Annotated in this window: 13 protein-coding genes; 3 read left to right on the forward strand and 10 right to left on the reverse strand. The window is 54.3% G+C overall.

The genetic code is table 11. The annotated features are described in order from the left end of the window. Positions 1 to 10: 10 nt before the first annotated feature. Positions 11 to 796 carry a FadR/GntR family transcriptional regulator gene (locus tag LVJ83_RS11450; RefSeq protein WP_244784750.1) on the reverse strand — a complete coding sequence of 262 codons (786 nt, stop codon included), beginning with the start codon at positions 794 to 796 and terminating at the stop codon, positions 11 to 13. Positions 797 to 1,247: 451 nt separating this feature from the next. On the opposite strand from LVJ83_RS11450, the gene LVJ83_RS11455 reads away from it, so the two are divergent. Then, positions 1,248 to 3,011, forward strand: a complete 1,764-nt coding sequence (locus LVJ83_RS11455; protein ID WP_244784752.1) for an L-lactate permease — start codon at positions 1,248 to 1,250, stop codon at positions 3,009 to 3,011. Positions 3,012 to 3,087: 76 nt separating this feature from the next. Here LVJ83_RS11455 and LVJ83_RS11460 read toward each other — a convergent pair whose 3' ends face one another. Then, positions 3,088 to 3,276 (reverse strand): hypothetical protein, encoded by a 189-nt coding sequence (locus LVJ83_RS11460; RefSeq protein ID WP_244784754.1) that lies wholly within the window; start codon positions 3,274 to 3,276, stop codon positions 3,088 to 3,090. Here LVJ83_RS11460 and LVJ83_RS11465 point away from each other — a divergent pair. After that, entirely contained in the window at positions 3,275 to 3,523 is a 249-nt protein-coding gene (locus LVJ83_RS11465) for a hypothetical protein (RefSeq protein ID WP_244784756.1), read from the forward strand. The genes LVJ83_RS11460 and LVJ83_RS11465 overlap by 2 nt on opposite strands. A 118-nt stretch (positions 3,524 to 3,641) precedes the next feature. Here LVJ83_RS11465 and LVJ83_RS11470 read toward each other — a convergent pair whose 3' ends face one another. The 8 genes from LVJ83_RS11470 to LVJ83_RS11505 all read right to left on the reverse strand — a co-directional run bounded on the left by LVJ83_RS11470 (position 3,642) and on the right by LVJ83_RS11505 (position 12,430). Next, a complete protein-coding gene (locus tag LVJ83_RS11470) occupies positions 3,642 to 4,436 on the reverse strand; it encodes a 2-keto-3-deoxygluconate permease (protein ID WP_244784758.1) in 795 nt (264 codons plus the stop codon). Between the two features lie 99 nt (positions 4,437 to 4,535). After that, positions 4,536 to 4,826 carry a 2-keto-3-deoxygluconate permease gene (locus LVJ83_RS11475; RefSeq protein WP_244784759.1) on the reverse strand — a complete coding sequence of 97 codons (291 nt, stop codon included), beginning with the start codon at positions 4,824 to 4,826 and terminating at the stop codon, positions 4,536 to 4,538. A gap of 278 nt (positions 4,827 to 5,104) precedes the next feature. Beyond that, complete coding sequence (gene ubiD, locus LVJ83_RS11480; protein WP_244784762.1) at positions 5,105 to 6,583, reverse strand: 4-hydroxy-3-polyprenylbenzoate decarboxylase; 1,479 nt, start codon at positions 6,581 to 6,583, stop codon at positions 5,105 to 5,107. Positions 6,584 to 6,747: 164 nt separating this feature from the next. Then, a complete protein-coding gene (locus tag LVJ83_RS11485; RefSeq protein ID WP_244784763.1) occupies positions 6,748 to 7,272 on the reverse strand; it encodes a thioredoxin family protein in 525 nt (174 codons plus the stop codon). A 91-nt stretch (positions 7,273 to 7,363) separates the two neighbouring features. After that, positions 7,364 to 8,356 carry an ornithine carbamoyltransferase gene (locus LVJ83_RS11490; RefSeq protein ID WP_244784765.1) on the reverse strand — a complete coding sequence of 331 codons (993 nt, stop codon included), beginning with the start codon at positions 8,354 to 8,356 and terminating at the stop codon, positions 7,364 to 7,366. Positions 8,357 to 8,464: 108 nt separating this feature from the next. Further along, complete coding sequence (gene dapE / locus LVJ83_RS11495; protein WP_244784767.1) at positions 8,465 to 9,595, reverse strand: succinyl-diaminopimelate desuccinylase; 1,131 nt, start codon at positions 9,593 to 9,595, stop codon at positions 8,465 to 8,467. Between the two features lie 125 nt (positions 9,596 to 9,720). Further along, positions 9,721 to 10,779: an alanine racemase gene (gene alr, locus LVJ83_RS11500; protein WP_244784769.1), complete on the reverse strand. Its 1,059-nt coding sequence runs from the start codon at positions 10,777 to 10,779 to the stop codon at positions 9,721 to 9,723. Between the two features lie 394 nt (positions 10,780 to 11,173). Further along, positions 11,174 to 12,430, reverse strand: coding sequence for a D-amino acid dehydrogenase (locus LVJ83_RS11505; protein ID WP_244784771.1), 1,257 nt, complete (start codon positions 12,428 to 12,430; stop codon positions 11,174 to 11,176). 133 nt (positions 12,431 to 12,563) lie between these two features. Here LVJ83_RS11505 and LVJ83_RS11510 point away from each other — a divergent pair, with 133 nt between their 5' ends. Further along, positions 12,564 to 13,028, forward strand: a complete 465-nt coding sequence (locus LVJ83_RS11510; RefSeq protein WP_280515238.1) for an Lrp/AsnC ligand binding domain-containing protein — start codon at positions 12,564 to 12,566, stop codon at positions 13,026 to 13,028. Positions 13,029 to 13,041: the final 13 nt, after the last annotated feature.

Raw genomic sequence — 13,041 nt, forward strand, 5'->3', positions numbered from 1 at the left:
ACCAAATGCGCTACCAATCGCCGGTGCGCTGCAAATCGTGTTGCGCCAATGTATCGGCGTGTTCGCTGCGGCTTTGGTATTCGCGGTCTTGGCGCAGGCTTTCGGCCACATAGCTCAAATGCCCTTCGGCAATTTGCGCGGCCTCGCGCGGCTGTTTGCGCTCAATCGCTTCAAATAAGGCGCGGTGGTGTTTAATCAGCGTGGGGCGCGGATCTTCGATTTGTTCGGTGTGCATGATGTAGCTGCGTGTTTGCCGGTAAAGCAGATTCAACAGGCCGCCTGAAAGCTGGGCAAACAAGATATTGTGGGCGGCCTCGGCAATGGCCTGATGAAAGCTCACATCGGCTTCAGCCTGCTGCTCGCGACTGCCGCTCTGATAAGCCTGTTCGAATTTTTGCAGCCAGAACCCAATCCGTTTCAAATCGGCATCGGTGCGCCGCTCTGCCGCCAATGCCGCCATACAGCCCTCCATGCTGCGGCTGAAATCAAACACATCGGTTTCCCAAGCCGGATGGTTGCCGAGCAGACTTTGCCAGCCCAACAGAAAATCCTGCTGCGGCTTGGCCGAAACATAATAGCCGTCGCCTTGGCGCGCTTCAAGCATGTCGCGCGCCACCAGCATTTTCAGCGCCGATCGCACCGATGGGCGCGACACGCCGAATGCTTCTGCCAGTTTGCGCTCCGGCGGCAACTTGCTGCCGACGGGATATTCTCCCGACACAATGCGTTCTTCCAATACCGCCAAAATCTGCTCACTGAGCTTTTGGGGTTTGATTAAAGGCTGTTGGTTCGCCATGATTCCGTTCTCTGTTGCAGGCTGCCGCTTGTTGCTTTGGCGCCAATTTTCATGCGCCTCCATGCCGGCAGCCGTTTAAAAATACTTTTTAATTGGCTTTATCAATTTACCAATTTTTCAATCAGTTTTTTCCTCATCACATCGGAAACACTACATGCCACTACTTTTTATCAGCATTTCAAGTGTAAAAAACACATTTCCATCAAGATAAAAATTATTTTGAAAAATAGTTTTATTACTTTAATAATCAACATAATGAAGCAACCATCCGCCCGACGCCGCAGCGCCCGCAGCCTATTGCTGCCGTTTTACCTGCCGGCGGCCTATTGACCTTCAATGTAACCTTTTGTAAAGTATATCACAATTGTTTTAATTGGTTATACCAATTTACCAAAAAGCCGGCAATTTTGCCGGCACCGTTTTTCACACAACAACATTAATCGGAGAGACTATGAGTATTCTCAACACCTTACTGGCCCTGGCACCGATTATCACCGTGTTTTTTCTGCTGGTGATTTTAAAGCTCTCGGCCAAAGTTTCAATGGCGGCCGCCTATGTGGTCACCGCCCTGCTGGCGCTGCTGTTCTGGCAGGCCTCGCCTGCCGTTGTGGCGGCGGCTACCGTTAACGGCATTATCGTGTCGCTGACCATTCTTTATATTGTGTTCGGCGCCATTCTGATGTTAAACACGCTGAAAGAAAGCGGTGCGATTCACTCTATCCGCCAAGGCTTTATGGATATTTCGCCCGACCGCCGCGTGCAGATGATTATTGTGGCCTGGCTGTTCGGCTCGCTGGTGGAAGGCTCTTCCGGCTTCGGCACCCCGTCTGCGGTGGGTGCGCCGCTGCTGCTGGCTTTGGGCTTTCCTGCCATGGCTTCGGTGATGTCGGTGTTGATTATCCAATCTACCCCGGTATCGTTCGGCGCCGTCGGCACACCGCTGTTGGTGGGCGTGTGGTCGGGCATCAGCAATAAAGAAGACGTTACCGCCGCCATCGCGCCGCAAACCGTCGAACAATATCTGTTGCAAATCACCGGCAATGTCGGCTTGCTGCATGCTTTGGTCGGCTTTCTGATTCCGCTTATTTTGTGCGGCATGCTCACCCGCTTTTACGGCGAGAAACGCTCGTTTGCCGAAGGCCTGAAAGCTTGGAAATTTGCTATTTTTGCCGGTATTGCCTTTACCGTGCCTTATTACCTGGTTGCCCGTTTTATGGGGCCGGAGTTCCCTTCGCTGGTGGGCGGCTTTATCGGCCTGCTGCTGGTGGTGCCGGCCGCCAAACGCGGCTGGTTTGTGCCGAAAGAAACCTTCGACTTTCCCCCGCGCGAGCGTTGGGAAAGCCGCTGGGCAGGCATTTTCGACGGCAAACACATGGATGACGACGACACCCCTTCTTTTTCTGTGTTTCGCGCATTCTCGCCCTATATCATCGTGATCGGGCTGCTGATTCTGACCCGCGTTATCCAGCCCTTGAAGGCCTTCTTAACCGGCGACATGACCACCATCACGCTGGCCAACCTCTTCGGCACACCGATTACCAGCAAAGTGCAATTCGGCTATTCGCCCGGCACCATTCTGATTTTGGTGGCCATTGCCTGTATTTTCATCTTCAAGATGGACATCAACCGCTTCAAGCGCGGCTGGGGTGATGCCGGCAAAACCCTGATTTCGGCCGCGCCCGCCCTCTTTTTGGCGGTGCCGATGGTGCAGGTGTTCATCAACTCGCAATCGGGCGATATGAGCGCCGCCGGCGCCCTGCCTGCCATGCCGATGGTATTGGCGCAAAGTGCGGCACATTGGTTTAGCGGTGTTTGGCCGAACATCTCACCCGCCATCGGCGCGCTGGGCGCATTTATCGCCGGCTCCAACACCATCAGCAATATGATGTTTTCCTACTTCCAATTTTCCACGGCACAGCAAATCGGCCTCAACACCGATCTGTCTTCCTTTGTCGTGGCGCTGCAAGCCATCGGCGGTGCCGCAGGCAATATGATTTCGGTGCACAACGTTGTGGCTGCCGCCGCCGTGGTGGGGCTGCTCAACCGTGAAGGCGAAATCATCCGCCAAACGCTGATTCCGATGAGCTACTATATTTTGCAGGCAGGCTTTATCGGCCAGGCGCTGATTACCGGCAACATCATCTGGTGGGGCGTGGCCATTGCCTTCCCGCTGATCTTCTTCGGCATCATGTCGCTAACCGGCAAAAAAGCCTGAGCACCACACCCCGCAAAGCCCGCCCTCGAGCGGGCTTTTTTGATATTTCGGCCTGCCCGGGCAATAAAAATGAAACTTAATCCGCAGCGGCCACTCTATCACCCATGCGCAGCACCATGCCGTGCATGATATCTATTCCTGTTGCAACCTGCCCAAGCCTGATTTGGGGCGGCAGCTTGCAACTGAAATCGCTATCCGCCGCCATGCGGCAGCTTTTCAGGCTGTCTGAAGAGCCTTCAACCCAATGAAGAAAGGTTTTAAACATGAAAAAATTACTGGCTACCGCCGCATTCGCTCTGATTCTGTCTGCCTGCGCCAACAGCAGCAAACACGAACACAAACATCCGCAGCCGCAACAAGGCGCCAATCCGGCCGTAGAGCAAGCGCTGCAAGAATGCCAACAAGCCGTAGGCGCCAGCCAAGACCGCGCCGCCTTCGATGCCTGCATGAAAGAAAAAGGTTTCGAGCGCCCGGCTCAAGCCGCACCGGCCGCACCGGCTCCCGCCCAATAAGCTGCCCGGCACACAAACAAAACCGCCCGACAAGGGCGGTTTTGTTGTGATATCCACTTGGGTGTGCCAAGAAAACCGTGCATACAGATACAGCAGAATCACTTGGTTGCCGACACCCTCAATCCGGCAAATCCGAATGGCGGCCCTGTAAATAACGTTCTTCATATTCGGGGCTGATGCCGCGCCGAAGCTGCCAACGGTTTACATAAGCCACTAAAAACGGGCTGACAAAGGCGGTCACCACCACCGCTGTGGCAATCTGTGCAGTGGCCGCATCCTGAATGCTTAAAAAACGGGGGTCAACCATGGCAATGGCGGCGGGGGTGGCAATCGCATTGCCCGCCACCGCCGATTCGCAGGCACCGGCCAAGATATTGCGGGCAGGGCGCGGACGTTTGCGCAAGGTATACCATGCATACAAAAACAGCATTGCCGCGCCGCCGGACAATAATACCGTCATCAAGCCCAACACAATCCCTACTGCGCCCGATGTGAACAATACCGAAAGATTAATGCCGGCGCCGATGGCAAAAGCCGCAAATGGAATAATCAACTTTTCGCCCGGTGCTAAAAACACACGCACCAAACGGCTGCTGTTGCCTAAAATAAAGCCCAAAATAATCGGGAAAACCGCTGCCAGCAATGCGATTAAAGGCAAATCGGCCAGCCCCGCCGTGCCCAATGCCACCATGGTCAGAAACGGGCCGTCGTTTAACGACAATATCGAAATTGCGCCGCGATCGGTTTTATTGCCAAACTGGCCGGCCAATGCCACATACAGCGAACCGTTTGAATTAGACATGGCCGCAATAACCGCCAGCGGCAACAAACCCCACAATGTGCCTTGCGGCATCAAAAATGCTATGCCCAAGCCTATTGCCACCGCTACCAGATATTTTGCCAATAACAACACTAGGGTGTCCTGACCATTCAGAATTATTCAGATTTTTTGTGATAAAAGCACAGATGCAAGGCAAAAAACGCAGCAAGATTGGGTATCTTGCGAGGCTTTTTAACGCAGCAGATGTGCTTTTAGCGCAAAAAAGATGATGATATATGAATTGTCAGGACACCCTAAACCCTTTTCTACCGCAGGCAGCGCCGCCCTGAGCCGGATTTGCGATCCGATGCACATAAAAAACAAGCCGATCAACACCGGCACGCCGTTTTTAAACAGCGCCGTGGTAAAACTGCCGATATTGAGTATCTGCGGGGCAAAAGTATTGATCAGCGCCCCGGCAAACAACGGCAAAATCATCAAAGCCCCGGGAATTTTACCCAGTTTGTACAAAAAATGATCCACCCTACCCTCCTCATGATTGTTGTGATACCCATTCACAAAAGTAAGCTAACAAGGCGGCGAGCCGAAGACAGTACAGCTAGTACGGCAAGGCGAGCCAACGCCGTTAGGTTATTTTGTGAATGGGTATGATGCAAGTGTGACAAGCGTAGGCGGATACTTGGCTATCTGTCTAATATGGAATAAATATACATTGATACCCATCAGGTATAGATTTTTCAGGATAATCAATAAGAAAGGCCGTCTGAAAATCTTTCAGACGGCCTGAGGCAAACGGCAACCTACAATCCCAATTGCTGCCACAAGGTATCTACTTTAGCCGCGGTGGCTGCGTCGCGCTCAATCACCCTGCCCCATTCGCGGTCGGTTTCGCCCGGCCATTTATTGGTGGCATCTAAGCCCATTTTTCCACCCAAGCCGCTGACCGGGCTGGCAAAATCGAGATAATCAATCGGTGTGTTTTCCACCAGCACGGTATCGCGCACCGGATCCATGCGGGTGGTAATCGCCCAAATCACTTCTTTCCAATCGCGGCAATCCACATCATCATCCACCACCACGATAAACTTGGTATACATAAACTGGCGCAAAAAGCTCCAGCAGCCCATCATCACCCGCTTGGCATGGCCGGCATACTGTTTTTTGATGCTGACCACCGCCATACGGTATGAACAACCTTCCGGCGGCAAATAAAAATCAATGATTTCGGGAAACTGCTTTTGCAGCAGCGGCACAAACACCTCATTCAGCGCCACGCCGAGCACGGCCGGTTCATCTGGCGGTTTGCCGGTGTAGGTGCTGTGGTAAATCGGGTTTTCGCGCATGGTGATGCGTTCAACCGTAAACACCGGAAAATAATCCTGCTCGTTATAGTAGCCGGTGTGGTCGCCATAAGGGCCTTCCAGCGCGGTTTCATCGGGATGAATCACCCCTTCGAGCACAATTTCCGCCCGTGCCGGCACGTGCAGATCGTTGCCGATACATTTCACCAACTCGGTGCGCGAGCCGCGCAGCAAACCGGCAAACTGGTATTCGCTCAAGGTGTCCGGCACCGGTGTTACCGCGCCCAAAATCGTGGCCGGGTCGCAGCCCAGCACCACTGCCACCGGATAAGGCACGCCGGGATGGGCTTTTTTATGCGCCTGAAAATCCAACGCACCGCCGCGATGAGCCAGCCAACGCATAATCAGCTTGTTTTTGCCGATAAGCTGCTGCCGGTAAATGCCCAGATTCTGGCGTTTTTTGTGCGGCCCGCGCGTAACCGTCAAGCCCCAGGTAACCAAGGGCGCAACGTCTTCCGGCCAGCAATGCTGAATCGGCAGTTTTTCCAAATCCACCTCATCGCCTTCCCATACAATTTGCTGGCACGGTGCTTTTTTAACCACATGCGGCGCCATGCTCCAAATATCTTTCAGCAGCGGCAGCTTGGCAAATGCATCTTTCAGGCCTTTCGGCGGCTCCGGCTCTTTCAGATAAGCCAGCGTTTTGCCGATTTCGCGCAATTGGGCAATGCTGTCTGCCCCCATGCCCATCGCCACCCGCTCGGGCGTGCCGAACAGATTGGCCAGCACCGGATAATCATAGCGGCTGCCGTCGGCGCGTACCGGATGTTCAAACAGCAACGCCGGCCCTTCGGCGCGCAATACGCGGTCGGCAATTTCCGTCATTTCCAAATACGGCGACACCGGCAAAGTAATGCGCTTGAGCTTGCCTTCCTGCTCCAGCTTTTGAACAAAATCACGCAAATCGTTATATTTCATCAATATTCTTTCAAGGCCGTCTGAACGTTTTTCAGACGGCCTGAGTTAATCGGCAAAAGATTATTATATAGAGAAACAACTTCATTTTCATCATACCGTGCCAACCGGGCAATTGAAATGATGAAATCATCATGTATGCCGCCGGCTGATTTCGCAAACAGGCATCACAGGCGGTTTTGCGCCAGCCATTTTTCCAAATCTTCGGCGCTGATGCCGCCGTTGTCTTCAAAATCAAGTTTGTTGATTTGGCGGCCGCGGCTGTATTTGGCCAGCACAGGGGTGCCGCTGAGGCGGTATTGCTGTTTGAAGGCTGCCCATGCGGCTTTGTCTTGATGCAGACGATGCACGTTGACAAAATAAATTTTGTCTTGCAGTTTGCGGCTTTGGATATAGCGCTTAAACATCGGCTCAAAAGCGTTGCAGTCGCCGCAGCTCGGGCGGCCGATATAGGCATAAAAGCTATCGCCCGCAGCCACTTTGGCTTTGAAGTTGTCTACCGTGAGGCTGTTGAGCTCGAAATAAATATCGGAATAGGTGTTTTCTAGGCGCTTGGTGTTTTCGGCGGAAAGCCGCACGGCGGTCTCGGCTTCGGCAAGGCGGTCGCGCAGGGTAGTGGTGTTATCGCGAGCGCTGTTGCAGGCGCTCAGGGCAAACAGGCAGATGAGGGTTGCGACGGTGCGGATGTTCATGTTGTGGTTTCCTGTTGAAATGACAAAAGGCCGTCTGAAAATATAACACTTTCAGACGGCCTCAATATCGGCAACTGCCCGATGTTTTGATTTAAGCCAACAAAGCCACCAACACGGCTTTGATGGTGTGCATGCGGTTTTCGGCCTGGTCGAACACAATCGAGGCTTCGCTTTCAAACACGTCTTCAGTCACTTCTACGCCATCGAGGCCGAAGGTTTGGTAAATCCACTCGCCCACCGTGGTTTCGCGGTTGTGAAAGGCGGGCAGGCAGTGCATGAATTTGACTTGCGGGTTGCCGGATGCGGCCATCAGCGCCGGGGTAACGCGGAAGGGGCGGAGCAGGTCGATGCGCTCCTGCCAGGCGGCTTCGGGCTCGCCCATGCTGACCCAAACATCGGTATGGATATAATCGGCACCGGCAACGGCTTGCTGCGGATTGTCGGTCAGCAACACGCGTGCGCCGCTGGTTTGGGCCAATTCGCGGGCTTTGGCAACCAGGTTTTCAGACGGCCACAAATGCTTGGGGGCGCCGATGCGCACATCCATGCCCAGCAGCGCGCCGATCAGCAGCAGCGAGTTGCCCATATTGGAGCGGGCGTCGCCCACATAGGCATAGGCGATTTCATGCAGGGGTTTGTCGCTGTGCTCGCGCATGGTGAGCACATCGGCCAGCATTTGGGTGGGGTGGAATTCGTTGGTGAGGCCGTTAAATACGGGCACGCCGGCGTATTCGGCCAGCTCTTCGACGATTTGCTGGCCGAAGCCGCGGTATTCGATGCCGTCATACATGCGGCCGAGCACGCGGGCGGTGTCTTTGATGCTTTCTTTATGGCCGATCTGGCTGCCGGTCGGCTCGAGGTAGGTAACGCCTGCGCCCTGATCCATGGCGGCCACTTCAAATGCGCAGCGGGTGCGGGTGGAGGTTTTCTCAAAAATCAGCGCAATATTTTTGCCTTTGAGCTGCTGCACTTCGCGGCCGGTTTTTTTGGCGGCTTTCAATTCTGCCGACAAATCGAGCAGATAGTGGATTTCGGCAGGGGTGAAATCCAGGAGCTTTAAAAAATGGCGGTTTTTCAGGTTCATGATGTTTCTGCTTTCTTGCTTGATTGAATCTGTTTTCAGACGGCCTGCGGCTTTTTCAAAATATTTCTCTCGCTTGAAAATATTGGTTTCGTTATTTCGGCGCCGGCCTCACAATAATTGCCGCATCATCTCTTCATAAATTGCTGAAAGCTTGGGAATATCTTCGAGCAACACGTTTTCGTTAATCTGGTGGATGCTCGCATTGCTCGGCCCCAATTCTATCAGCTCGGCGGCCACGGCTTTGATGAAGCGGCCGTCGGAAGTGCCGCCGCTGGTCGACAGTTGCGCCTCCACGCCGCACACCTGCCGAATCGCAGCTTGCGCCACTTCGGTGAGCCGGCCTGCGGAGGTAAGAAAGGGCTGGCCGGAACATTGCCATTCGATATCATAGGTAATGCCGTGTTTGTCGAGAATATCGTGCACGCGCTGTTTGAGGCCGATGTCGGTAGACTCGGTAGAAAAACGGAAGTTGAATTTCACGTTCAGCGCACCGGGAATCACGTTGGTGGCGCCGGTGCCGCCGTTGATATTGGAGACTTGAAAGCCGGTGGGCGGAAAATATTCGTTGCCGTTATCCCACTCGGTTGCCGCCAGCTCGGCCAGCGCAGGCGCGAATGTGTGCACCGGGTTGACGGCCAGATGCGGATAGGCGATATGGCCTTGCTTGCCCTTCACGGTGAGGTTGCCGGAAAGCGAACCGCGGCGGCCGTTTTTGATGGTGTCGCCAAGCGTATCGACAGCGGTCGGCTCGCCGACAATGCAGTAATCAATGGTTTCGCCGCGCGCTTTGAGTACATCAACCACTTTGGTGGTGCCGTCGTCTGCATCGCCTTCTTCATCAGAGGTAATCAGCAGCGCAATGCTGCCTTGGTGGTCGGGATGTGCGGCAATAAAGCGCTCGCAGGCGGTGACGAAACAGGCAATGCTGGTTTTCATATCTGCCGCGCCGCGCCCATACAAGCGCCCCTCGCGCTCGGTGGGCTCAAACGGCGGCGAATCCCATTTTTCCAAAGGGCCGCTGGGCACAACATCGGTATGGCCGGCAAAACACAACAACGGCGCTTCGCTGCCGCGCCGCGCCCAAATGTTTTTGGTGCGGCCGAAATGCAGGGTTTCGATGCTGAAGCCGATGTTTTGCAACCGTTCGGCAAGAATGGCTTGGCAGTTTTGATCGTCAGGGGTAACCGACGGCTCGGCAATTAATTGTTTGGCCAAGCTTAGGGATTGGGTTTCGCTCATGGGTATTCTTGTTTGGTCAATAAAATCGAGGCCGTCTGAATGGTTTGACCGGCTCACCATTCAGACGGCCTTGTTTGGCATTTCATGCTTATTTATAGCCTTAATTACTGCTTTTGCCAAGCATTTTAGTCAAAATATGTAAATTTAGCGCGTTTGACGTTACACAACAGCTCATAAGCAATCGTGCCGGCGGCGGCGGCCACTTCGTTGGTATTCACCGTGTCGCCCCACAGCTCGACTTCATCGCCGATGCCTTGTTGCGAAGCATCCAGCTCGATGGTAATCATGTCCATCGACACACGGCCGATGATGCGGCTGCGGCTGCCGCCGATAGCCACCGGCGTATCGGTGGCGGCGCGGCGCGGGTAGCCGTCGGCATAGCCGCAGGCAATCAGGCCGACGCGGGTAGATTTTTTGGTGTAAAACGCGGCACCGTAGCCGATGGGCGAATGCGGCTGCAATACGCGTTCGCCGAATACTCGGGTGCTCAGACGCATCACCGGGCGCAAACGCTCGTCGATACCGCCAAACGGGCTGATGCCATATAGCGCAATACCCGCCCTGCCCCAATCACGGCGGGCGGCCGGGCAAGCCAGCATGGCGGCAGAATTGGCCAAGCTCTCTTCGCCGGGCAGCCCCTCGCAGCCGAGGTCGAACGCTTCCAACTGCATTTCGGTCATGCCGCTGTCGGCTTCATCGGCGCTGGAAAAATGGCTGAATTTTACGATATTGCCCACGTTGCGGCTTTGCTTGAGCGCGGTATAGGCGGCGGCATAGTTGTGCGGAAAAAAGCCGCTGCGGTGCATGCCCGAATCCATTTTCAGCCATACATCCACCGGCTGCTGCCACCGATGGGCAATCAGGGCTTCGAGCTGCCACTGGCTGCCCACCGCCGGCCACAGCCGGTAACGCTCCACCAACGCATATTCGGCCGCATCAAACACCCCGGCCAGCAGCACAATCGGCTGGCTGATGCCGTGTTCGCGCAACTCAACCGCCTCTTCAATACAGGCCACGGCAAAGCCGTCGGCCATATCGGCCAGCGCATGCGCACACCGCACCGCGCCATGACCGTAGGCATTGGCTTTCACCACCGCCAACAGCTTGCCGCCATGGATTTGCTTGAGGGTTTGGTAATTGTGGCGCAGATGGTCGAGGCGGATTTGGGCATTGAGCGGTCGCATGGCTTTCCTTTGCAGCAAAAATTTGTGTATGTATGGCGGATTATAGGCCGATTGGCGGGCTTTTCAAATCATAGCCGTTTATAAAAAAACAACCTTTAGCCGTTCAACTTCATTTTGTAAACGTACACAGGCTTTCAGACGGCCTTAAGCGGTTCTTGAGGCCGTCTGAAAGCCTGAGCCGGCAAGTGGGTGGATTTTTACATGATGACAATACTGCCAAACCTGCACTCAAGCCTGATACCGATTTATAAAAGTAAGCCAACAAGGCGGCGGGCCGGAGGCCGTACACATACGGCAGCCGTTAGGTTATTTTTGCGAACAGATTATGACACAGCAATACAAGGCTGCCCTGATAGGTGAGGCCGTCTGAAAACAGGCTTTCAGACGGCCTTTTTCAGCGTATATAACGCGACAAAGCCAAATCATCATAACGAATTTCAGGCACGGCGCCGGCCGCTAAATCAGCTGCCAGCCTGCCCGAACCGAGCGACATGGTCCAGCCGAGCGTGCCGTGGCCGGTATTCATAAACAGATTTTCAAAGCGGGTGGCGCCGATAATCGGCGTGCTGTCGGGCGTCATCGGCCGCAGGCCGCTCCAGAATTCGGCTCTGCCCAAATCGCCGCCTTGCGGATACAAATCGTTGACCACCAATTCCAAAGTTTCGCGCCGCTTGGGGCTTAAATGGATATGATAGCCCGACAATTCAGCCATACCGCCTACACGGATGCGGTTGTCGAAGCGGGTCAGCGCCACTTTGTAGGTTTCATCGATAACGGTCGACACCGGCGCGGCGGCGCTATGAGTAATCGGAATGGTGAGCGAATAACCTTTCACCGGATATACCGGCAAATCCAGCCCCAATTCCGCCATTGCCGGGCGGCTGAAACTGCCCAAAGCGCAGACGTAGCGGTCGGCCTCAAATCGTTGGCCGCCCGCCCACACTGCGCTGATTTTGCCGCCGCTGTGTTCAAAACACTCGATGCTGCGGTTAAACTCAAACACCACGCCTTTTTCCACACATAAGGCGGCCAGATTGCGGGTAAACAAATGGCAGTCGCCGGTGCCGTCGTTGGGCAGATACAGCGCACCGGCCAGCTTGTGCGCAACGTCCGCCAACGCCGGCTCATATTGCGAAACGTCGGCCGGCTCCAGCAAGCGGTAAGGCACGCCGTATTCATCCAGCACCTGCATATCTTTTTGTGCCGCCGCCACTTCGTGATGGGTACGGAAAATCTGCAACGTGCCTTGATGGCGGCCTTCAAACGCCAACCCGGTTTGCGCTTCGAGGCGGCGGAACATTTCCCGGCTGTATTCCGATACCCGCACCATCCGTTCTTTGTTTAAGTGGTAGCTGGCAGGGTTGCAATTGGCCAGCATCTGCCGCAGCCAACGCAATTGAAACAAGCTGCCGTCGGGCTTGAAAATCAGCGGCGAATGCGGCCTCATCAGCCATTTGGCCGCTTTTTGGGGAATGCCCGGCGCCGCCCAAGGCGTGGTATAGCCGTAGGAAAGCTGGCCGGCATTGGCAAAGCTGGTTTCTACCGCCACCGAAGCGGCACGGTCAATCACGGTAACCCGGTGCCCTGCTTCGGCCAGATACCAGGCAGTTGAAACCCCCGCCACCCCGGCGCCCAATACAATAATCTCCATATTCTTCCTCTTGTTTTATTATTGATAGTGAAAGAACACAGTTTAATAAAATCCATATGGTTTTTTTCACTTTATTTTTATAAAAAATAATATTATTATCTTGAAAAATATCAGAATGAAAGTGATTAATCGGATGAAAAATCTCGACAAAACCGACCGTAAAATCTTAAAACTGCTGCAACAAAAAGCACGTATGCCGATGACCGAGCTGGCTGAAAAAGTGGGGCTTTCCACCACGCCGGTCACCGAACGGGTACGCCGTTTGGAGCGTGAAGGCATCATCAGCGGCTATCATGCCCGCCTCAACCCCCACGCGTTGGGGCAAAGCCTGCTGGTCTTCGTAGAAATCAAATTGCGCTCGAAATCCGGCAATATTTTTGAAGACTTCCGCCGCGAAGTGGCAATGATTCCGCAGATTATGGAATGCCATCTGGTATCGGGCGAATACGACTACTTGATTAAAGTGCGCCTGCCCGATATGTCGGCCTACCGCGACATGCTCGGCAATATTCTGCTGCAACTGCCCGCCGCCGCAGAAAGCCGCAGCTATGTGGTGATGGAAGAAGTGAAAGAAGAAATGCTGCTGGATTTGGGCTAGGGTGTCCTGACCA

Source organism: Uruburuella testudinis (assembly GCF_022870865.1).
GTDB lineage: Bacteria > Pseudomonadota > Gammaproteobacteria > Burkholderiales > Neisseriaceae > Neisseria > Neisseria testudinis.